Origin of the sequence: Streptosporangium sp. NPDC049376 (assembly GCF_044466505.1) — a bacterium.
Lineage (GTDB): Bacteria > Actinomycetota > Actinomycetes > Streptosporangiales > Streptosporangiaceae > Streptosporangium.
Map to the genome: position 1 here is coordinate 1 of NZ_JBITMT010000037.1, position 20,361 is coordinate 20,361.

The following is a 20,361-nucleotide window of genomic DNA, read 5'->3' on the forward strand; positions in this document are numbered from 1 at the left end:
GACTTCGTCCGCGAAGTCATCCACGACACCACCCCACCCTGCTGCGAGGACACCGCCCCCGACGGACTCGACGCCACAGCCGCCATCCCCGGCCTCGACGGGCCGCGTGGCCTGCCCATGGTCACCGAGGCGCTCCTGCGGCGCGGGCTGCCCGAAGAGGACGTCCTCAAGATCCTGGGCGGCAACGTGCGGCGTCTGTTCCAGCGGGAACTGCGATGAGCGGGGTCGGGCTCGACGCGACCGCGACCGGGGTCAGTCTCCGTGAGCTCCACCGCCTTGAGGAGCTGGAGGAGGTGTACCGGCTGCTCGTCGAGATCTGGCAGTCGGAGCCGGGCAACGCGCCGATCAGCGTCGAACTGATGCGGGCGCTGTCGCACGCGGGCAACTACATCACCGGGGCCTACCTGGACGGGCGCATGGTCGGGGCCTCGGTCGGCTTCCTCGCCGCCCCCGCCGGACGGGCGCTGCACTCCCACATCACCGGGACCACCCTGGGCAACGGCGTCGGCTTCGCCCTCAAACAGCACCAGCGTCTGTGGGCCCTCGACCGCGGCCTGGACACCATCACCTGGACCTACGATCCGCTCGTGCGCCGCAACGCCCACTTCAACCTGGCCAAGCTCGGCGCCTTCCCCACCGAGTACCTGCCGTCCTTCTACGGCGTCATGGGCGACGCGATCAACGCCGGTGACGAGTCCGACCGTGTCCTGGCGACCTGGCCGCTGACCGTCCCGCACGTCGTCGCCGCGGCGGCGGGCACGCCGTACGCGGTGGACGTCCCGGTGGACGCCGTCGTCGGGCTGCGCGACAGGGACGGCCGCCCCGCGCCCGGCCGTACCGACGCGGAGATCGTGCTGATCGACCTGCCCGCCGACATCGAGACGCTGCGCCACACCGACCCGTCCGCGGCCCGCGCCTGGCGCCAGGCCCTGCGCGAGGTCCTCGGCGGCCTGATGGCGCGGGGCGCCCAGGTCGTCGGCTTCCACCGCAAGAGCAGCTACGTCGTCCGGCTCCCCGCCTGACCCCTCAGGACGCTCCGAAGACCGCAGGCACACCACAGCAGGCACATCGCAAAGGAGACGCGGCACCGGCCGCACACATCATGAAGATCACCGGAATCGAACTCCGTCGCATCACGATGCCCCTCATCGCCCCCTTCCGTACCTCCTTCGGCACCGAGCACCACCGCGACACCCTCCTCGTGCGCGCGGTGACCCCGGACACCGAGGGGTGGGGCGAGTGCTCCGCGATGACCGCCCCGCTCTACTCCCCCGAGTACACCGAGACGGCCATCGACGTCCTGCGCCGCTACCTCGTCCCCGCGCTGGTCCCCCACCTGGCCCAGCCCGGCCCCTTCGACATCAACGCCGTCCACCGGGCCCTGCGCCGCTACCGGGGCCACCAGATGGCCAAGTCCGCCCTGGAGACCGCGGTTCTCGACGCCGGGCTGCGCACCGCGGGCCAGTCTCTCGGCTCCTATCTCGGCGCCGCCGTCCCGTCCGTCCCCTGCGGCGTCTCGGTCGGCATCATGAACTCCGTCGAGGCCCTGCTCGACGCCGTCGACGACTACGTCGGCCAGGGTTACCGGCGCATCAAGCTCAAGATCGAGCCGGGCTGGGACCTGGCCCCGGTCCGCGCCGTCCGGGAGCGCTTCGGCCCCGACCTGCTCCTGCAGGCCGACGCCAACGCCGCCTACACCCTCGCCGACGCCCCCCACCTGGCCAAGCTCGACGCCTTCGACCTGCTGCTGATCGAACAGCCCCTGGCCGACGACGACCTCGTCCAGCACGCCCAGCTCGCCAAGCGGATGAGCACCCCCGTCTGCCTCGACGAGTCCATCCACTCCGCCGAGCACGCCGCCGCCGCCATCACCCTGGGCTCCTGCTCGATCATCAACATCAAGCCCGGCCGGGTCGGCGGTTACCTCGAAGCCCGCCGCATCCACGACCTCGCCAGTGCCCACGGCGTGGCCGTCTGGTGTGGCGGCATGCTCGAAACCGGCATCGGCCGCGCCGCCAACGTCGCCCTGGCGGCCCTGCCCGGCTTCACCCTGCCCGGTGACACCTCGGCCTCAAGCCGTTACTACACCACCGACATCACCGCCCCGTTCGTCCTCCAGGACGGTCACCTGCCGGTTCCCACCGGCCCGGGCATCGGCGTCGAGCCCATCCCCGAGCTGCTCGACGAGGTCACGGTCTCCACCGAGTGGATCCCCTTCTGAGCACGCCGTACGGCCCGCGCGCGACCTCCGCGCGGGCCGTCTCCGTACGTCACGGCCGGGCCCGGCTCAGGTGAGCAGGGTCCTGCCCCAGTAGTCTCCGGCGTCGCGGACCCCGCCCGGGCAGGCGAACAGGCCGCTCGACACGTGCTTGATGTACTCGTTGAGCGCGTCGTGCCTGGCCAGGGAGAGCTGGATCGGGACGAACTGGCGGTGCGGGTCGCGCTGGTAGGCCATGAAGAACAGGCCCGCGTCCAGGCGGCCGAGCCCGTCCGAGCCGTCCACGTAGTTGTAGCCCCTGCGCAGCAGATGGGCGTTGCCGTTGCTGCTGGGGTGGGCCAGCCGTACGTGGGCGTCGGCCTTGATGAACGGCTGTCCCGCCGCGTCCCTGGCGTTGAAGTCGACCGGGTCGAACTCGGCCTTCCTCCCCAGCGGGGCACCCTCGCCCTTGTCACGGCCGAAGATCTGCTGCTGTTCGTCCAGCGGGGCCCGGTCCCAGGTCTCGACCATCATCCGGATCTTCCTGGTGACCAGGTAGCTGCCGCCCGTCATCCAGTCCTGGCCGTCGCCGGGGGCGACCCACAGCTGCTCGGCGAGCAGCGCCTCGTCCTCCAGCTTGAGGTTGTTGGTGCCGTCCTTGAACCCCATCAGGTTGCGGGGCGTCGCCTGGGCCCGTGAGGTCGAGGAGGTACGGCCGAAGCCGAGCTGCGACCAGCGCACCGAGACCCGCCCGAAGCCGATGCGGGCCAGGTTGCGCACGGCGTGCACGGCGACCTGGGGGTCGTGCGCGCACGCCTGGACGCAGATGTCGCCGCCGGAGATCTCCGGCAGCAGGGCGTCGCCGGGGAACTTCGGCAGCGGGGCCATGGCGGCCGGTCTGCGGGCCGCCAGGCCGAACCTGTCGTCGAACAGCGAGGCGCCGAAGCCGACCGTCAGGGTGAGCCCGGAGGCCGGCAGTCCGAGCGCCTCCCCCGTGTCGTCGGGAGGCGCCTCGGGCAGGCCGCCGACGGCGCCGAAGGTGCCCGCCTCCCTGCCCTGGGTCATCCGTGCCGCGGCGGCCGTCCACTCCTGCATCAGCTCGTCGAGCTCGGCCTTCTTGTCGGTGATGACGTCGAAGGCGACGAAGTGCAGCCGGTCCTGGGCCGGGGTGACGATGCCCGCCTGGTGCTCGCCGTAGAAGGGCACCGCGTCGGTGGCGGAGGCGACACGGGCCGCGGTCGGGCCCTGCCCGCCCTCGCCCGCCCGCAGCGCGACCACACCCGCCCCGGCCGCCGCGACCCCCGCCGCGCCCAGGCCGAACAGCTTCCTGCGGCTGATCCGCTCACTCATGCCTTCTCCTCAGTCCGGCCCGCGCCGCAGGCGACGGTCCCGGTTACTTCGCGACGATCGCGGCGATCTTGCTGATCGGTTCGGCCAGCGCGTTGATCGAGTCTGACAGCTTCTTCAGTTCGTCCTTGGACAGCTCGGTGTGGAGCTTCCATCCGTCGCCCGCGCGGTGCGTACCGAGCTCCGCCTCGGTCGCGGCGAACCTCTCGTCAAGTGTCTTGACCAGGTCGGGAGCCCGCTCCTCAAGCACCGGCCTGAGCGCCTGCACGGCGGCCTTCGAACCCTGCAGGTTGGCGTCGAAGTCCCACAGGTCGGTGTGCGAGTAACGGTCCTCCTCACCGGTGATCTTGCCGGAGGCCACCTCGTCCAGCAAGCCCTTGGCGCCGTTGCCCAGCAGAACCGGGGAGATCTCGGCGCCGTTGGCCTTGTCCACGATGGTCTTGATGTCGGCCATCAGCTTGTCGGCGACCGGGCCGTCCTTGCTGACGTCCTTGGTGACCCAGAGGTCCTTCTCGATCTTGTGGAAGCCGGTCCACTTCTCGCCCTCGGCCAGGTCGTTCTCCCGGGCGTCGATGGCCGGGTCGAGGTCGCCGAAGATCTCCGCGACCGGCTCGATCCGCTCCCAGTAGGTCCGCGCGACCGGGAAGAGCGCCTTGGCCTTGTCGATGTCACCGGCCTTGACCGCGTCGACGAACTCCTGGGTCTTGGTCAGCAGGGTGTCGCTCTGGGTCTTGATGTAGCGCTTGTAGCCCGCCGTCGCCTCGGCCAGCTTGGCGTCGTCGCTGAGCGGCTTGTGCTCGCCGGTCACCTTCAGCGGGCCCCTGATGCCCTTGCCGGTCATGCCCGGCTTGCAGGCGGTCTCGTAGGCGCCCGCGGGCAGCTCGACGATCACCTCACGGGTCAGGCCGGGCACGATGTTCTCCACCTCGCCCATCACCCGGTCACCGGGGGCGTAGACGTAGAACTCGGTCACCTTGCTGCCGGCGTTGGTGATCGTGAAGGTCGAGGTGCCCGCGGTGACCTCGGTGACCGCGACCTTGCACTCGGTGTCGTTCGCGGCGACGGCGATGGGGCCGCCCGCCGAGCTGCTCGCCGCCTGCGGGCTCGCGGCGGGGGTGCCGCCGCCTGAGCAGGCGGTCAGGCCCGCCATGGCGAGGAATCCGATGGCGACGACGATGGGAGTACGCATGTTGAACCCTGGTTTCATGCCGCGGGACGCGGGTCGGAGACGGAGAGGGGCGGGGAGGCGGGCCGCTTGCGCTGGGGCCGCAGGAAGAGGAAGAGGGTGGGCACGACGTAGAGGAGCCAGGCGGCGGTCTCCAGCACGCTCGGCTGCGGGGTGATGTTGAACATCCCGGACACCAGCGCGCCGTACCAGGAGTCGGCGGGCATGACGGAGCTGATGTCGAAGGCGTAGGTGGACAGGCCGGGCAGGATGTTGGCCTCCTGCAGGTCGTGCACGCCGTACTTGAAGATGCCCCCGGCGACCAGGATCAGCAGCAGGCCCGTCCAGGTGAAGAAGACGGTCAGGTTGATCCGCAGTGCGCTGCGGTACAGGCCCCAGCCGAGGGCGACGGCGGTGAGGATGCCCAGGGTGATGCCGATCAGCGGGCTCGCCGACGTCGTCGCGCCCTGCACGGAGGCGAAGAACAGCAGGGCGGTCTCCAGCCCCTCGCGGGCCACGGCCAGGAAGGACATGACCACGACGGCGCCGGTGCCCACCTGGATGGCCTCGTCCAGCCTGGCCCGCAGCTCACCGGAGAGGGAGCGGGCGGCCCGGCGCATCCAGAAGATCATCCAGGTGACGAAGACCGTCGCCAGCAGCGAGGTGACGGCGTCGAACATCTCCTGCTGGCCGTGGCTGAGGTGCGCCGCGGTGAAGGTCAGCAGGGCGCCGAACCCGACGGAGAGGGCGACGGCCACGCCGACGCCCGCCCAGACCTGGGGAAGCCGGTTCTTCCTGTCGCTCTTGACGAGGAAGGCGACGAGGACGGAGACGACGAGGGTCGCTTCGAGGCCCTCTCGCAGTCCGATGAGGTAGCTGGCGAACACCTGGACTCCCGGGAAAACTACGAAGGCTTACCTAATTTAGGGCAGGGCAACCTTACTCTCCACACGAGGATGCTCCTTTTCCGGTCCCCGGTCGAGTTTCCCTTCCGGATGGTTTCGGTTCACCACGACGTCGCCGAAGAGGCCGGGGCGCCGGTTTCCGGTCCGCTTTCCGAAAACGGCGCTGTTCTCCGTCCGGACCGGCCAGCACACTGAGGCCGAGAGGATCCGAGAGGAGGACGCCCGTGGACCCCACATCGGCCAGACGTCTCTGGCGGTCCGTCGAGCCGTTGCACGCCGCGGTGTACTTCACGCCCGAGCCCGCCCAAGCGGCCAGGGCGCTGGGACTGCCGGGGTGGTGGGCGGGTTACCTCACCGGGCGGGTCGCGCCGCTAGGCCCGCTCGACGCCCCCGCCGCCACGGCCGTGCTGTACGGCTTCGCCCCCGGCAGGGTCGCCAGGGCGCTTCCCGGCGCCTGGGCCCACACCTCTCCGGGGGACGTGCTCGCCGCCCGGCTCGACGCCGTACGCGCCGTGCTGGAACGGGCGCTGCCACCCGGCCGGGACGGTCTGGAACGGCTGGCGTCGCTGCTGGAGACGGCGGCCGGGGCGTGCCGTTTCGACGGCAGGCCGCTGGCGGCCGGGTGGTCCGGCGTCCCGGCTCCCCCTGACCCCGTGGGGCGCCTGTGGCTGGCGGCGACGGTGCTCCGTGAGCACCGGGGGGACGGGCACGTCATCGCGTCGGTGCACGCCGGGCTGCGGGGGCTGGACGCCATCCTCACCCACGTGGCCACCGGGGCGATCACCAGGGAGTCCATCCAGATCAACCGGGGCTGGAGCGACGAGGAGTGGCGGGAGAGCCACGACGGGCTCACCGCCAGGGGACTGCTCGACCGCGCCGGGCGGCTGACCGGGTCCGGTGAGCGGCTGCGGCGCGAGATCGAGGACGCCACCGACCGGCTGGCCGCCGACCCGGTCACCGCCCTCGGGGAGTCCGGCCTCAAGGAGGTCGTCGCGCTGGCCGCCCCGCTCGGCAGGCACCTCGTCGACACCGGTGTCGTCCCGGTGCCCAACCCGATCGGCGCCCCCAGGCCGTGACGTCTCAGGAGGTACGGCCCAGGCGGGGGACGGCTTCGAGCAGGGAGCGGGTGTAGTCGTGCCGCGGGGCGCCGACGACCTCCTCGGTCGGCCCCGTCTCCACCAGCCTGCCCTGGTGCATCACCGCGACGACGTCGGAGACGTAGCGGACCACGGCGAGGTTGTGCGAGATGAACAGCATCGACAGGCCGAGTTCCTCGCGCAGCGAGCGGACGAGGTTGAGCACCGCGCCCTGCACGGAGACGTCCAGGGCGGAGGTGATCTCGTCGGCGACCAGCAGCTCGGGCCTGGCGCCCAGCGCCCTGGCGACGGCCACCCGCTGCCGCATGCCGCCCGACAGCTCGCGCGGGTAGCGACCGGCCAGGGCCGCGGGCAGCGAGACCAGCGAGAGCAGCCGCTCGACCTCGGCCCGGCGTTCCGCGCGGGGCAGGCGGAGCCCCTCGCCGACCGAGGCGCCGACGGTCATCCTGGGGTCGAGGGAGGCGTAGGGGTTCTGGAAGACCATCTGGATGCGCCGCGGATCGGCCCCGGTGATCTCCCCCCGGTACGGCACCAGCCCGGTCACCGCCTTGGCCAGGGTCGACTTGCCCGAGCCGGACTCCCCGACCAGCCCGACGATCGCCCCCGGCGGGATCTCCAGCGTGACGTCGTCGACGGCGGTGAAGGCACCGAACCGCACCGTCAGGTTCTTGATGATCATGAGGCCTCCCAGCAGGCGACGCGGTGCGCCTTGCCGTACGGGACGAGGGGCGGCAGTTCGGCGCAGCGGTCGCCGGCCAGCTCGCAGCGGTCGGCGAAGGCGCAGCCGGAACCGACCTCGGCCGGGGCGGGCTGACGGCCGGGGATGCTGGCCAGCGGCAGGGACCTGTCGGTGTCCATGTCGGGCAGCGAGGCGACCAGGGCGCGGGTGTAGGGGTGCGCGGCGCCCGTGGCGAGCTGCTCGACGGGCAGTTCCTCGACCACCCTGCCCGCGTACATGACGACGACCCGGTGGCACAGCTCCCCGACCACGGCGATGTCGTGGGAGATGAACAGGGTCGCGGCGCCGGTCTCCGCGGTCACCTGGCGCAGCAGGCGCAGGATCTGCCGCTGCACCGTCACGTCGAGCGCGGTGGTCGGCTCGTCGGCGATGATGAGCCGTGGCGTGCCCATCAGGCCCATCGCGATCACCACGCGCTGGCGCATGCCGCCGGACAGCTCGTGGGGGTGCTGGCGGGCCCGCCTGGCGGGTTCGGGGATGCGCACGTGGTCGAGGCGGTCGACCGCCCGTTCCCAGGCCTGGGCGCGCCCCGCCCCCTGGTGCACGGTGGACACCTCGGCGAGCTGGCCGCCGATCCGCAGCGCGGGGTTGAGGGAGGCCATCGGGTCCTGGAAGACCATGGCGAGCGAGGTGCCGAGCAGCTTGCGGCGCTGCTGCTCGGTCAGGTCGTCGAGGTCGGAGCCGCACAGCCGCAGCCTGCTCGCCGTCACCTCGCCCGGGTAGGGCACCAGGCCGCCGACGGCCGAGGCGGTCAGGCTCTTGCCGCTGCCCGACTCGCCGACCAGGCCGACGATCTCACCGGGTGCGATGGTCAGCGACAGGCCGCGGACCGGGGTCACGCCGCCGGGGAAGGTGACGGTGAGGTCGCGCACCTCCAGGACGGCCTCGGGGTCGGGCTCGGTCTCCTGCCGGGGTACGGCCGCGCCCGCGGGGGCGGCCTTGACCGCCGCGCCGCCGCGTGCCGCCGCCCTGGCCAGGGCGTCTCCGAGCAGGTTGAACCCGATGCCCGCGAGCGCGACCGCCACGGCGGGGCCGAGGGCGACGGCCGGGGTGTCGTAGATGCGGCCGAACCCGTCGAACAGCAGACGGCCCCAGTCGAACGACGGAGGCTGCACGCCGAGCCCGAGGAAGGACATCCCGGCCAGCGCGAGCAGGGCGTTGCCCAGCGCCTGGGTGAGGTTGAGGATCAGCGGTTCGGCGATGTTGGGCAGGACGTGGCGGGTCATGACCCGCATCCGGGGCACGCCGAGCATCCTGGAGGCCGCCACGTAGTCGGCGCTCGCGACGGAGGCGGCGAGCGTCTGGGTGAGCCGCGCGAAGCCGGGCGCGAGGGCCACGCCGATGCCGAGCACGGCCCCCTTGGCGCCCAGCCCGGAGATCACCGCGGTGAACATGGCCAGCAGCAGGCTGGGGAAGGCGACCAGGGCGTTGACCGTGCCGGTGACCAGGCGGGCGCCCCTGCGGGGCAGCACCGAGGGCAGCGCGCCGAGCACGACGCCCGCGGCCGCGCCGATGAGCGTGGTCAGCAGGGCCAGGACGAGGGAGAGCCGTCCGGCGACGAGCACCCTGGCCAGGATGTCCCGGCCCAGGTTGTCGGTGCCGAGGAGGTGTTCGCCCGAGACCCCCTGGAGGATGGCCGCCGGGTCGATGCGCTCGGCCTCCGCCCCCCAGATCGGCGGCCCGATGACGGCAAGGACCACCATGAGCGTGACCAGTATGGTCCCGGCGAGCCCCGCCGGGGTCCGCAGCAGGTGCCGCATCAGGTCTCCTTCAGGGCGGAGGTCGGGTCGAGCAGGCCGAGCAGCACGTCGACGAGCAGGTTCACCACGAGCACGATCGCGCCGTAGACGAGGATCACGCCCTGGGCGACGGGATAGTCCTTCTGGGTGATCGACTCCACGATCCGCAGGCCGAGACCGGGCCAGGCGAAGACGTACTCGACCAGTACACTCCCGGCGATCAGGCCGGTGAGCAGCAGGCCGCCGATGGTGAGGGTCGCGGTGAGCGTGTTGGGCAGGACGTGCCGCAGGTGGATCCGGGCGGAGGGCAGCCGTTTGGCACGTGCCAGCCGTACGTAGTCGCTGCCGAGTTCGCGTAGCGTCTCCACCCGGGAGATGCGGGCGATCATCGCGGCGGGGGCGATGGCCAGGGCCAGGACGGGCAGCACGTAGGACTCGGGGCCGCCCTTGCCCGCGGGCGGGAACCAGCCGAGCCCGATGGCGAACAGGGCCACCGCGGCGATGGCGTAGAGGAACTCCGGTATCGCGACGGCCGTGCCGGTGGCCGAGGTGAAGGCCGCCTCGGTGCCCCGGTTGCGGCCGTTCTCCGTACGGACCCCCGCCCACATGCCGAGCGGGACCGCCACCAGCAGGGCGACGACGGTCGCGAGCAGGGCCAGCGCCAGGGTGTTCGGCAGCCGGGAGGCGATGACCTCGCCGACCGGCTCCCCGCTGAGGAAGGAGGTGCCGAAGTCGCCGGAGAGCACGTGGCCGACGTAGGAGGCGAGCTGGGTGAGGATCGGCTGGTCGAGACCGAGGGCCGCGCGCCTGGCCTCCACCAGTTCGACCGGGGCCGCCGGGCCGAGCGAGGCGCGCACCGGGTCGCCCGGGATGAGGTGGATCATCGCGAACGACGCGACGAGCAGCACGGCCAGCGAGATCACGAAACGGACGAGGTGCCGCAGCACGAACGCCCCTCGCGCACGGCCCCGGGAGCCGCCGTCCGTGGACGGGCGGCGGCCCCGCAGACGAGGGATGACGGCCACTCAGCCCGCCTCGGTCATCCGGATGGAGGTCGGCACGAACGTGCCCGCCACCATGTCGAACGTGGCGTTCCGCTTGGCGATGAGCATGGTGGTGTCCACGGCGGGCACCAGGTCGGAGGCCTCGAACAGGGCCGACTCGGCCTGGGTCCAGAGCTTGCAGCCCTCCTCGCCGGGCTTGGTCACGGCCTCGGCGACGAGTTCGCTGTAGCGCTGGTTGCTCAGGTGGGCGAAGTTGGCGCCCTTGGGGGCCGCGGGGCCGGACAGGAACCCGACCAGCTGGGTGGGAAGCGTGACCCCGATGGGCAGCCAGACCACGTCCCAGTCCTGGGCGGCGTTGAGCGACTCCGACAGCTTGGTGTCGATGACGCCGTTCAGCGTGACCTCGACACCGGCCTTCTTCCAGGACTGGGCGAGGTACTCGTTGGCGGCCTGGATTCCCGCGCCCTTCGTGGTCACGTACAGCAGGCGCAGGCTGAGCCGCTTGCCGTCCTTGACACGGACGCCGTCGGCTCCGGCCTTCCAACCGGCGGCGTCCAGCGCCGCGGCGGAGGCCGCCGGGTCGAACGCCGGGACGTGGCCGGTGACGCTGTCGCCCTGGCAGGGCTTGGGGTCGCCGACCAGCCCGGTCGCCGGCCGTCCCGTGCCGCTGGTGGCGATCCCGGCCAGTTCGGGGAGGTTGATCGCCTGGGTGAGCGCCTTGCGCACCGCCGGGTCCTTGGCGGGCCGATCGTCGCCCTGGTGGTAGAAGAACTGCCCGTTGCCCGCCGACGCGATCGTCTTGCCCATGCCCGGGGTGGCCTCAAGACGCTTGCGGTCGGCGCCGTAGACGATCGCCCCGTTGAGGTCGCCGGAGATCAGCATGTTGGCGGCGGTCTGCTCGTTCGGCACGACCTTCAGCACGACCTTCTCCGGCATGCCGGACCCCTTCGTCGCCGCGCCACCCGGCCCCCAGACGTAGTCCTCACGCAGTTTGAAGGTGTAGTGGTCGCTGGGCACCGCCTCGGTCAGCGTGTACGGCCCCGAGCCCGAGGTGGCGTGCGCGATCGAGGAACGGTCCTTGAGTCCCTTGCCGCAGACCACGAACATCAGCGTGGTGCTCTCCAGGATGAAGCTGAACGGCTGGGGCGTGGAGAGCGTCACGGTGCCCGCCGCGTCGTCCGCCTCGGCCTTCATCCCGGCGGGGACGAGCACGCCGTACACGGGGGACTGCGTCGCGGGGTCGGCGATGTGCTTGACGTTCTCGGCAACGTCGGACGGGGTCAGCTTGGAGCCGTCGGAGCAGGTGACGTCCCTGCGCAGGGTGAAGGTCACCGAGTCCGGCTTGACGTCCCACTTCTCGGCGAGCCTGGGCAGGAGCTTCCCGTCCGGGGCGTAGGCGACCAGGGTGTCGTAGGCCAGCGACAGCGTGGTGTTGGTGACCCCGAGGATGCCCATGGCCGGGTCGAGCGCTCCGGGATCGGCGCTGAGCGCGAAGGAGAAGGTGCCTCCCGCCGCGGCCTTGCCCGAGGGGCCGTCGGAGGTGCCGCCACAGGCGGTCGCGAGCAGGCTCAGGGTGGCGAGAGCGGCCACCGCTCCTGTCTTTTTCATCGAAGCTCCTTGAGCGTGGATACCCCGTCCTTCAGGGCAGGGAGGAAACGTGGCACGGCGCCGCTGTATCGAACGCACGAACGAGTCTTAGCTGATCGTTGTTAGAATGTGAGGCATGGCGCAGATCGTGAAGCGGGCCTACAAGTACCGCTTCCACCCGACCCCCGAGCAGGCCGAAGATCTCGCCCGGACGTTCGGCTGCGTCCGCCTCGTCTACAACAAAGCGCTTGAGGAGCGGACCCGCGCCTACACCTTGGAAGGGCACCGCGTCTCCTACGTGGAGTCGTCCGCGCGCCTGACCGAGTGGAAGCGCGACGGCGACCACGACTTCCTGTCCGAGGTGTCGTCCGTCCCGCTTCAGCAGGCACTCCGCCACCTTCAGGCGGGGTTCGCGAACTTCTTCGCCAAGCGCGCGAAGTACCCGACGTTCAAGAGCAAGAAGAAGTCGCGACCGTCGGCGGAGTACACCCGCTCGGCGTTCCGCTGGAGGGACGGCCGGTTGACGCTGGCGAAGATGGACGCGCCGCTGAACATCGTGTGGTCGCGCCCGCTCCCGCAGGACGCGGAGCCGTCCACGGTGACCGTGTCGAAAGACGCCGCGGGCCGCTGGTTCGTGTCCCTGCTGGTCGAGGAAAAGATCGCTCCGCTTCCGTCCGTCGAAGCGAACGTGGGAATCGACGCGGGCCTGAACCACCTGCTTGTCCTCTCGACCGGAGAGAAGATCGCCAACCCGCGTCACGAGCGGGTCGACCGGCGCAAACTGGCCAAGGCTCAGCGGGCGCTCGCCCGCAAGGAGAAGGGCAGTGCGAACCGGGCCAAAGCCAAGCTGAAGGTGGCCAAGGTGTACGCCCGGATCGCCGACCGCAGGAGGGATCACCTGCACAAGGTCACCACACGGCTTGTTCGCGAGAACCAAGTGATCGCCGTGGAGGACCTGACCGTCCGCAACATGATGAGGAACCGCTCGCTGGCCCGCGCCATCTCGGATGCCTCCTGGCGGGAACTGCGCTTGATGCTGGAGTACAAAGCCCGGTGGTACGGGCGGGAACTGGTGGCGGTGGACCGCTGGTTCCCGAGTTCGAAGCTGTGCTCGGCGTGCGGGACCCTGCAAGGCAGGATGCCGCTGAACGTCCGGGAGTGGGCCTGCCCATGCGGCGCGGTCCACGACCGGGACGTCAACGCCGCGAAGAACATCCTCGCCGCCGGGCTGGCGGAGAGGTAAAACGCCTGCTGAGCTGGTGTAAGACCTCAACGAGAGTCCTCTCGGGCGGGCAACTGGCCGTGAAGCAGGAACCCCCACGGGCGACCGCGGGAATCCCCTCCCTTCAGGGAGAGGAGGATGTCAACGGAACTCCAGGAAGGTGGAGGGCGATGCCCCACAATCGCTCTTTCGCGCGGCTCGTTCTTCGTGCTCAATCACAAAAAGCGGGTCGCCCGTCGTGTTATCTGCCGAAGATCCGCATCTGGAGCATCACGGTCAGCCTGGCCTCGGAGTCGCCCAGGTCCAGGCCGCCGATCTCGGTGAGCCGCTTCAGCCGGTAACGGAAGGTGTTGGCGTGCACGTGGACCCTGGCCGCGGCGGCGTTGACGTCGCCGAAGGCGTCGAGGTAGGCCCGCAGGGTGGGGACGAGCTCGCTGCCGTGTTCGGCGTCGTAGGCCAGCAGCCGTTCGTAGGGGCCGGTCGGCGCCTGCTCCTCCGCCTCGGCCAGGTCGGCCAGCTGCAGCAGCAGCGCCTCGAAGTGCACGCCGGTGTAGCCGGCGACGGCGCCGGAGGCCTCCCTGGCGCGCAGCACGCGCAGCGCCCTGTCGGCGTCGGCCCTGGACCTGGCCACCTCGGAGAGGTTTCCCGCCAGGCGCCCGACCCCGATGTTGGCGGGGTGTCTCGGGCCGACGCGGGCCAGGAAGCTCTCGGCGACCCGTACGGCCCGCGACTCCTCCTCGCCACCGCTGCCCGCGTGCAGCGGCAGGACGGCGTAGGCGACCGAGCCGACCAGCGCGGCCGCCGCCTTGGGGTGGATGGCCCCGACGTGCAGGGCGAGCGCGTCGCAGAAGCGCTGCCTGTCGCTCTCCCTGCGCGCGGCGTCGCCGTCGGACCTGCCGCTGAGCTGGGCGGCGAGCACGCACAGCCGTTCGCTGGCGACGCCGAGCCGTCCCGCGGCCTCCGCGGCGTCCTTGCCCCCGGCCAGCACGGTCGACAGCAGGTCGGCGCGGAGCCTGCGGCGGGTGTCGGCCCCGGCCCGCTGCCGCAGCAGCTGCAGGGCGACGATCTTGGCGGCGTCGGCGAGGGCGCGCTGCCGCTGGTCGCTCAGCGGTTCGCGCACCGCGGCCCAGATGGAGCCGAGGATCTCGTCGCCCGACCGTACGGCGACCGCGGCCCGGTGGATGCTGTCGCCGTCCAGTTCCAGGTAGATCGGCTCGTGGCTCTGGTAGAGCTTCCTGAAGAAGCCGCGTTCCTCCAGCATCCGCCGGTAGCGCATGGGCACCTGGCGGCCGAGCACCGTCTCGACGCGGCCCGGGTCGGCCTCGTCCTGCCGTCCCGAGTAGGCCAGCACCCTGGAGGAGCGGTCCTCGATGGTCACCGGGGCGTCCAGCAGCGCGCACACGGCGTTGGCCAGCGAGAACAGGTCGTCGGCAGGGGCCTCCCCCGGCTCGGCCAGGTCGCCCTCGGCCAGCAGGGAGCGCAGCAGGGCCGCCACCTGCGCCCAGGAGGCGGCCCTGGTCAGCCCGAGGACCGCGACCCCGGTCTCCAGCACCTTGGCGCGGACGAGTTCGTCGACGTCGACGGGCTGCTTGACGACGACGCCCGCCGCCGGGCCCGCCGCGTCGAGCAGGGCGCAGATCTGCTCGGCGCGGTCGACCCCGACGGCCAGCAGGATGTTCCCCTCGGCGAGCAGCAGCTCGTCGAGGGGGTCGTAGATGTGCACGCCGGTGACCTCGGCGTCGAGCTCGCCGGGCGAGGCGGCCACGTCCAGCACCGTGCTTCCCAGATCTTCCAGGATGCGCCGGAGGCTGGAACGTGGCCGATTGCTCATCCGCTCACGATAATGGACATAAAGTGACATTAGGTGCGCAGATGGTCTATCGCCACACGAACCGCACGACCGATGGCCGCGTCCGCCTTGGGCAGCCTGAGCCCGAACGAGCGGGTCCGCAGGAAGACCGCCGCCGCGTACCGCCGCCCGTCCGGATACTCCAGCACGCCCGCCTCGTTGCGGATGCCCCAGAGCGTTCCGGTCTTCCCGGAGATCTTCACCTCGTCGCCGAACGCGGAGGACAGGCGGTGCGGCCAGATCTGGTTGCCCAGGATCCTGCGCGCCTCGGCGCACGCCTCGGCCGGACCGGCCTCGTCCCGCCAGATCAGGCCCAGCAGGGTGGTGATCTCCCGGGGCGTACCGGAGGTCGTCCGCTCGGGGTCGCGCACGGCGAGCGACCTGATCCGCTCCTCGGTGACCGCGGCGAGCCCCTCCTCGTCGTCCAGGCCGGACAGGCCGAGTTCGGTGACCACGCTGCCCAGCAGTTCGACGCAGCCGCCGATCAGCCGGGTCCGCTCCAGGCCCAGCTCGCGCAGCGTGGCGTGCACGTTGCCGAGCCCGACCCGGCGCAGCAGCACGTCGGTCGCCGCGTTGTCACTCATGGTCATCATGAAGTGGGCCAGGTCGCGCAGGGTGAGCGAGACGTCGTCCACGCACCCGGAGGTGCCGATGCCGCCGTCCTTGTCGGCCGCGGTCACCGTCAGCCGCTCGGTGCGCTCCAGCCTCCCGTCCGCCGCCTGCCTGGCGTACTCCAGCAGGATCGGAAGCTTGAACACCGAGGCGAGCACCACCGGGTCGTCGGCGCCGAGGCAGACCTCGGCGTCGCCGTCGATCTCCCGGACGTGGACGAAGCCCTCGGTCTCCGCCTCCTCGAACACCGCGCGCAGCGTGCCGGAGATCTCAGACACGACGCAACGTCCTGGCGCCCGAGTGCAGGTGGGTGATCCGCCCGTCCTCGCCGACCACGAAGGTGACCGTCTCGTGCATGCCGCCCCTGGGCTCGGCCGCGATGAAGGAGTGGCCCTCGTGGTGCACGAACCGGGTGGTGGTCCGCGTCTGGCCGGTCTGCCGCATGAACTCGCCGGGGACCAGGGTGACGTCCAGACCGCCGGGGGCCCCGGCCACCTCCCAGCTGTACATCGGCCCGGAGTACTCACCGAGGTAGGGCGACGGATCGACCTCCCCCGGCGCGGGAGCCGGGACGGGCAGGTCGGGCACGGGCAGGCCGGTGACCTCGCGGATCAGCGGCAGCGCCAGGTCGGAGATCATCCCGGCGACGGAGCCGCCGTTGACGCTCATCGCGATCACGAAGTCCGACCCGGGCACGACCCGCCAGAACGTGCTCTGCCCGATCGTGCCGCCGTCGTGCCCGTAGACCTCGCCGCCCCAGTCGAACAGCTCGAACCCCAGGCCCCAGCGGTCGGCGAGCAGCCCGGGAACGCCGGGCACGTCGATCTGCCCGGTCCGCATGGCGGCGACGGCCTCCTCCGACAGCAGCCGGGTGCCGTCCTGCGCCACGCCGCCCGCGACGAACATGCGGCCGAAGCGGACCAGCTCGCGCAGGGCCAGGCACATGGTCGAGCCCGCGGGGGCGTTGGAGCGCGGCATCGCCCACGACCGGTGGACGGCGCCGTCGGGGCCGAGGTGCCCGGCCGCCGCCCGGAACAGGATGGCCTCCTCGGGCAGCAGCGCCCAGTGCGTCGCGCCGAGCGGCCCGAGCAGGTGCTCGCGCATGGCCTGCTCCCAGGTGGTGCCGCGCAGCCTGGCGACCAGGGCGCCGAGCACGCAGTAGCCGGAGTTGCAGTAGGAGAACAGGGCTCCGGGCTCGTGGACGTGCCCCGCGTCGTGCAGGAAGCCGATGTACTTGTCCAGGCAGTCGTCGCCGCGCCCGGTGTCCTCGAACAGGTCGCCGTCGAAGCCGCCGCTGTGGGTGAGCAGGTGCCTGACGGTGATGACCTTCTCCGAGCCGTCGGCGACGGCGAACTCCGGCAGATAGTCCCGAACCGGACGGTCCAGGTCGACCAGGCCCTCGTCCACGAGCTGCATGACCAGCGTGGCGGTCCAGACCTTGGTGGTCGAGCCGACCTGGAAGACGCTGTCCGGCGTGGTCTCCACGCCGGTGTCCCGGTTGACCACGCCGGTGGCGACCTGGATCAGCTCACCGCCTGCCCAGAGCGCGAGCGAGGCGCCGGGCACGTCGTGCTCACGGGCGATCCCGTCGAGACGTTCCTGAAGGTTCTCCAGCATTCTCACTCCTCAGGCGATCTTCGGGGTGGCGCGGACGCCGAGGTGGACGTACGGCGAGCCGTCGGGGAGCTCGTAGAAGACGGCCGAGAGCCACTGGGGGTCCCCCTCGGGGCGGCCGACGAAGGTGGTCTCGTTCACGGCGAGGAGCTCGATCTCCACGGGCGGCTGCAGCGCGGCGAGGGCCCCGGTGGGCTCGATGAGCAGGAACATCCTGTCCTCGCGCAGGCTCACCGTCATCCGGCTGCCCGCCCGCTGGTACACGCCGGTGTAACGCTCCCGGTCGGCCTGGAACGGCTCGGCGGGCGGGCCCAGCACGGGCGGGACCGTGATCCCGGCCAGCTCGGCGAACAGCTCGGTGGCCACCGCCTGGTGGAAGGCCGCGGTGTGGCCGCCGTTGGCCAGCGAGCACACGACCGTCTCGGTGTCGGGCAGCACCCAGAACATGGCGGCCTGGCCGATGGTGTTGCCGCCGTGGGAGATCACCCGGTGGCCCTGCCACTCGTCCAGGATCCAGCCGATGCCCCACTGCCTGCCGAGGGTGTACGGGTTGGGGATGTCGACCTGCGGCTCCCACATCGCCTTCGGGTCGGCCAGCAGCCCGGTGCCCAGGTGGGCGCGGCCGAAGGCGACGACGTCGGCGGGGCGGGCGGAGATCAGCCCGGCGGGGCCGGCCGAACGCATGAGGCTGGAGACGGGGGCGGGCTTGCCGTCGAGGTGTCCCATGGCGGCGCGGAAGCGCAGCACGTCCTCGGGCAGCGTCCAGGTGTGGGTCAGCCCGAGCGGCTCGATGATCTGCTCGCGCAGCGCGGCGTCCCAGGTCTTGCCGGTGAGCCGCTCGATGACACGCCCGGCGATGACGAAGCCCGAGTTGCAGTAGGACTGGGTCACGCCGAGGGGGTGGTTCTGCGCGAGGTCGGCGCAGGCCGCGACGTACTTCTCCACGCAGTCGTCGCCACGGCCGGTGTCGAGGAAGAGGTCGCCGTCGATGCCCGAGGTGTGGGAGAGCAGGTGCCTGACCGTGACGGTCTTGGTCACCTCGGGGTCGGCGACCCGGAACTCGGGCAGGACCTCGCAGACCGGCGTGTCCAGCGTCAGCGCGCCCTGCTCGGCCAGGACCATGATCTGGGTCGCGGTCCACACCTTGGTGACCGACCCGATCTGGAAGAGCGAGTCCGTGGTCGCCTCGACCCCGGTGTCCACGTTGAGCAGCCCCGCGGCGAACTCGTGGACCTCCCCCTCGTGCAGGAAGGCCAGGTTCGCGCCGGGAACCTCGTACTCGGCGATCAGCTCGGCGAGACGGCCGTGCCAGCGCTGGGGATCCACTGTTCCAGCCATGCGACGATCCTTTCGTTGTAGTCCGTTCGGTGGGAGGGCCTGCCGTTGAGGATGAACAGGTGGGAGCCGCCGGGGTAGCGGACGAGCCTGACCGGGACGCCCCGCTCGCGCAGCGCGGCGAACCACTGCTCGGCCTGGCCGACGGGGCAGCGGTCGTCGTCCTCCCCGTGCAGGAGGAGGGTCGGCGTGGTGACCTTCCCGACGTTCTCCATGGGCGACTGGCCCGTGACGTCCCCGCCGCACTCGTGGACCTTCAGGAGGTACCCGAGGTCGGAGGTCCCGGCCATGCTGTTCAGGTCGCTGACGCAGCCGCCGGGGATGGCCGCCCGGAAACGGTCCGTCCTGGTCGGCAGCCAGCAGGAGACGTAGCCGCCGTAGCTGTAGCCGGTCAGCCCGAGCCGGTCCGGGTCGGCCACCCCCTCGGCGACCAGGTCGTCGATCGGGCTGAGGAAGTCGTCGGTGTCGGCGATCCCCCACGCGCCCACGGCCGCGGTGTAGAACGCCTCGCCGTACCCGTCGCTGCCCCTGGGGTTGAGGGTGAGCACGGTCCACCCCTTGGCCGCGAGCACCTGGTGGTAGAGGTGCACCCCGTCGAAGATCGGGGCCCACGTGTTGTGCGGGCCGCCGTGCACGTCCAGCAGCAGCGGGCCGGGCCCGGTGAGCGTCTCGTCGCGCAGCACGAATCCCTCGACCGGTGTGCCGTCCGGCGCGGTGAAGGTACGGCTGCGCGGCGTGAACAGCTCGACGTCGTCCAGCGCGTACGAGGTCAGCCGCATCGCCGCGGGCTGTCCCGCCTCCCGGCCGCCCGGCAGGTCCAGGAGGTAGACCTCCCCCGCGCTGTGCGGCGTGGCCGCGACGTAGGCGATCCTGCCCGCGGCGGCGCTGACACCGGAGACCACCTGGTCCCCGCCGACGAGCTTTTCCCCGCCGGCGCGGTAGAGGTGCGTGCAGCCGCCGTCGCGGGCGCAGAAGATCAGTTCGTCCCCGGCCTGCTGGGGGACCGCCCCGGGGTAGCCGGGGGCGCCGACCATGAGGTTGCGGTCCAGGCCCTCGGTCACCTCGGTGAGGTCGCCGTCGTCCAGGTGGAACAGGCGGGTGTGGCCGACGGGCCCGCCGGTCATCCCGGCGACCAGCAGCCGTCCGCCGGTCCACCACGCCCCGGCGCAGATCAGCTCCTCACTGGTGAGCCGCTCCGGCACGCCCTCGGGGTCGCCCCCTGATTCGTCCTCGGGGCCGGGATCGGGCACGTCGATCGAGTAGGCGGCCCCACCGATGACCAGGTCGCGGTCCTGTCCCGTGTCGGTGACGAAGGTCAGGCGCAGGCCGTCCGGCGTCCAGGACGGCTCACCGGCGAAGGAGTCGCCCGAGGTGACCCGGACGGTCCGTCCCGTCTCGACGTCCACGACGAACAGCTGCGTCGTCAGGCCGCGCAGCAGGCCGGCGCCGTCGGCCTTGTAGCCGAGCAGGTCGGTCACCACCGGCGCCACCGGGTCGGCCTCCCCGTGCGGCGCCACGTAGGCGATCCTGGTCCCGTCGGGCGACCAGACCGCCGCGCCCGCTCCCAGCGGGGCGTCCGTCAGGACGCGCGGCTCGCCGCCGTCCATCGGCAGCAGGTGGATCTGCGCCCTGCCTTCGACGGGGCGCAGGAAGGCGAGCGTACGGCCCGCCGGAGACCAGCGGGGGGAGGAGTCGTGCGGCCCGCCCGTCAGGCGGCGCGGCTCGGCGCCGGGGGCGGCGAGCCAGATCTCGGAGTGGTTGGCGTCGGTTTCCCGGTCGGCCGTCGTCACCGTGTAGGCGACGGCGCCTCCGTCGGGGCGGAGCCGGGGGTCTCCCGGAACCGCTATGCGGTAGAGGTCGCTGAGGGAGAGGCGGGGCATGTCCGAACGCTAGGCGCCCGTCCGCCCCGCTTCTTCGGCCGCCACGACGAACCGGGCCGGTCCCGTTGT

16 protein-coding genes and 1 pseudogene are annotated in these 20,361 nt (G+C 71.7%); 5 read left to right on the forward strand and 12 right to left on the reverse strand.

All coding sequences use genetic code 11. The features are described 5' to 3' along the window. The 3 genes and pseudogenes from ACIBVQ_RS39715 to menC form a co-directional block, all read left to right on the forward strand. A pseudogene (locus tag ACIBVQ_RS39715) lies at positions 1–219 on the forward strand (membrane dipeptidase); the annotation flags it as partial. After that, entirely contained in the window at positions 216–1,022 is an 807-nt protein-coding gene (locus tag ACIBVQ_RS39720) for a GNAT family N-acetyltransferase (protein ID WP_399184078.1), read from the forward strand. The pseudogene ACIBVQ_RS39715 and the gene ACIBVQ_RS39720, both read left to right, overlap by 4 nt. 80 nt (positions 1,023–1,102) lie before the next feature. Beyond that, a complete protein-coding gene (gene menC, locus ACIBVQ_RS39725; protein ID WP_362775925.1) occupies positions 1,103–2,221 on the forward strand; it encodes an o-succinylbenzoate synthase in 1,119 nt (372 codons plus the stop codon). A 66-nt stretch (positions 2,222–2,287) separates the two neighbouring features. Here the strand turns inward: menC and efeB are convergent, their stop codons facing one another. Genes efeB through efeU form a run of 3 tightly spaced genes read right to left on the reverse strand, consistent with a single transcriptional unit; the run spans position 2,288 to position 5,596 of the window. Next, on the reverse strand, positions 2,288–3,547 hold the full coding sequence (gene efeB, locus ACIBVQ_RS39730) for an iron uptake transporter deferrochelatase/peroxidase subunit (protein ID WP_362775927.1): 1,260 nt from the start codon (positions 3,545–3,547) through the stop codon (positions 2,288–2,290). A 43-nt stretch (positions 3,548–3,590) separates the two neighbouring features. Then, positions 3,591–4,733: an iron uptake system protein EfeO gene (efeO, locus tag ACIBVQ_RS39735; RefSeq protein WP_352012074.1), complete on the reverse strand. Its 1,143-nt coding sequence runs from the start codon at positions 4,731–4,733 to the stop codon at positions 3,591–3,593. A gap of 14 nt (positions 4,734–4,747) precedes the next feature. After that, the gene (gene efeU, locus ACIBVQ_RS39740) at positions 4,748–5,596 is read right to left on the reverse strand and encodes an iron uptake transporter permease EfeU (protein ID WP_399184082.1); all 849 of its coding nucleotides are present in this window, start codon (positions 5,594–5,596) and stop codon (positions 4,748–4,750) included. A gap of 242 nt (positions 5,597–5,838) precedes the next feature. Between efeU and ACIBVQ_RS39745 the strand changes: the two genes are divergently transcribed. Then, complete coding sequence (locus tag ACIBVQ_RS39745; RefSeq protein WP_399184084.1) at positions 5,839–6,690, forward strand: hypothetical protein; 852 nt, start codon at positions 5,839–5,841, stop codon at positions 6,688–6,690. A 4-nt stretch (positions 6,691–6,694) separates the two neighbouring features. On the opposite strand, the gene ACIBVQ_RS39750 is transcribed toward ACIBVQ_RS39745, so the two are convergent. The 4 genes from ACIBVQ_RS39750 to ACIBVQ_RS39765 form a co-directional block, all read right to left on the reverse strand. Then, complete coding sequence (locus ACIBVQ_RS39750; RefSeq protein WP_352012071.1) at positions 6,695–7,390, reverse strand: ATP-binding cassette domain-containing protein; 696 nt, start codon at positions 7,388–7,390, stop codon at positions 6,695–6,697. Next, positions 7,387–9,210, reverse strand: coding sequence for a dipeptide/oligopeptide/nickel ABC transporter permease/ATP-binding protein (locus ACIBVQ_RS39755; protein ID WP_399184086.1), 1,824 nt, complete (start codon positions 9,208–9,210; stop codon positions 7,387–7,389). Before ACIBVQ_RS39755 ends, ACIBVQ_RS39750 begins: the two co-directional genes overlap by 4 nt. Next, a complete protein-coding gene (locus tag ACIBVQ_RS39760; RefSeq protein WP_399184088.1) occupies positions 9,210–10,136 on the reverse strand; it encodes an ABC transporter permease in 927 nt (308 codons plus the stop codon). The genes ACIBVQ_RS39755 and ACIBVQ_RS39760 overlap by 1 nt, the downstream gene beginning before the upstream one ends. A 78-nt stretch (positions 10,137–10,214) precedes the next feature. Beyond that, positions 10,215–11,801, reverse strand: coding sequence for an ABC transporter substrate-binding protein (locus tag ACIBVQ_RS39765; protein WP_399184090.1), 1,587 nt, complete (start codon positions 11,799–11,801; stop codon positions 10,215–10,217). A 115-nt stretch (positions 11,802–11,916) separates the two neighbouring features. On the opposite strand from ACIBVQ_RS39765, the gene ACIBVQ_RS39770 reads away from it, so the two are divergent. Further along, positions 11,917–13,023 carry an RNA-guided endonuclease InsQ/TnpB family protein gene (locus ACIBVQ_RS39770; protein ID WP_399184092.1) on the forward strand — a complete coding sequence of 369 codons (1,107 nt, stop codon included), beginning with the start codon at positions 11,917–11,919 and terminating at the stop codon, positions 13,021–13,023. 220 nt (positions 13,024–13,243) lie between these two features. Here the strand turns inward: ACIBVQ_RS39770 and ACIBVQ_RS39775 are convergent, their stop codons facing one another. From ACIBVQ_RS39775 to ACIBVQ_RS39795, 5 genes are read right to left on the reverse strand one after another with little or no spacing between them, the layout of a single operon-like run. Then, entirely contained in the window at positions 13,244–14,833 is a 1,590-nt protein-coding gene (locus ACIBVQ_RS39775; RefSeq protein WP_352012066.1) for a helix-turn-helix domain-containing protein, read from the reverse strand. A gap of 29 nt (positions 14,834–14,862) precedes the next feature. Further along, positions 14,863–15,741 carry a serine hydrolase gene (locus tag ACIBVQ_RS39780; RefSeq protein WP_399184094.1) on the reverse strand — a complete coding sequence of 293 codons (879 nt, stop codon included), beginning with the start codon at positions 15,739–15,741 and terminating at the stop codon, positions 14,863–14,865. Then, positions 15,734–17,080 (reverse strand): serine hydrolase domain-containing protein, encoded by a 1,347-nt coding sequence (locus ACIBVQ_RS39785; protein ID WP_386188028.1) that lies wholly within the window; start codon positions 17,078–17,080, stop codon positions 15,734–15,736. The genes ACIBVQ_RS39780 and ACIBVQ_RS39785 overlap by 8 nt, the downstream gene beginning before the upstream one ends. Before the next feature lie 9 nt (positions 17,081–17,089). Beyond that, positions 17,090–18,415 carry a serine hydrolase domain-containing protein gene (locus tag ACIBVQ_RS39790; RefSeq protein ID WP_399184096.1) on the reverse strand — a complete coding sequence of 442 codons (1,326 nt, stop codon included), beginning with the start codon at positions 18,413–18,415 and terminating at the stop codon, positions 17,090–17,092. Continuing rightward, the gene (locus ACIBVQ_RS39795; RefSeq protein ID WP_399184098.1) at positions 18,364–20,292 is read right to left on the reverse strand and encodes a S9 family peptidase; all 1,929 of its coding nucleotides are present in this window, start codon (positions 20,290–20,292) and stop codon (positions 18,364–18,366) included. The genes ACIBVQ_RS39790 and ACIBVQ_RS39795 overlap by 52 nt, the downstream gene beginning before the upstream one ends. Positions 20,293–20,361: the final 69 nt, after the last annotated feature.

Bases quoted from the DNA above. Each gene is read 5' to 3' on its own strand.
- menC (WP_362775925.1), top strand. From the start codon at position 1,103: ATGAAGATCACCGGAATCGAACTCCGTCGCATCACGATGCCCCTCATC.
- ACIBVQ_RS39755 (WP_399184086.1), bottom strand. From the start codon at position 9,210: ATGCGGCACCTGCTGCGGACCCCGGCGGGGCTCGCCGGGACCATACTG.
- ACIBVQ_RS39790 (WP_399184096.1), bottom strand. From the start codon at position 18,415: ATGGCTGGAACAGTGGATCCCCAGCGCTGGCACGGCCGTCTCGCCGAG.
- ACIBVQ_RS39785 (WP_386188028.1), bottom strand. From the start codon at position 17,080: ATGCTGGAGAACCTTCAGGAACGTCTCGACGGGATCGCCCGTGAGCAC.
- ACIBVQ_RS39775 (WP_352012066.1), bottom strand. From the start codon at position 14,833: ATGAGCAATCGGCCACGTTCCAGCCTCCGGCGCATCCTGGAAGATCTG.
- ACIBVQ_RS39750 (WP_352012071.1), bottom strand. From the start codon at position 7,390: ATGATCATCAAGAACCTGACGGTGCGGTTCGGTGCCTTCACCGCCGTC.
- ACIBVQ_RS39795 (WP_399184098.1), bottom strand. From the start codon at position 20,292: ATGCCCCGCCTCTCCCTCAGCGACCTCTACCGCATAGCGGTTCCGGGA.
- ACIBVQ_RS39765 (WP_399184090.1), bottom strand. From the start codon at position 11,801: ATGAAAAAGACAGGAGCGGTGGCCGCTCTCGCCACCCTGAGCCTGCTC.
- efeB (WP_362775927.1), bottom strand. From the start codon at position 3,547: ATGAGTGAGCGGATCAGCCGCAGGAAGCTGTTCGGCCTGGGCGCGGCG.
- efeO (WP_352012074.1), bottom strand. From the start codon at position 4,733: ATGCGTACTCCCATCGTCGTCGCCATCGGATTCCTCGCCATGGCGGGC.
- ACIBVQ_RS39720 (WP_399184078.1), top strand. From the start codon at position 216: ATGAGCGGGGTCGGGCTCGACGCGACCGCGACCGGGGTCAGTCTCCGT.
- ACIBVQ_RS39770 (WP_399184092.1), top strand. From the start codon at position 11,917: ATGGCGCAGATCGTGAAGCGGGCCTACAAGTACCGCTTCCACCCGACC.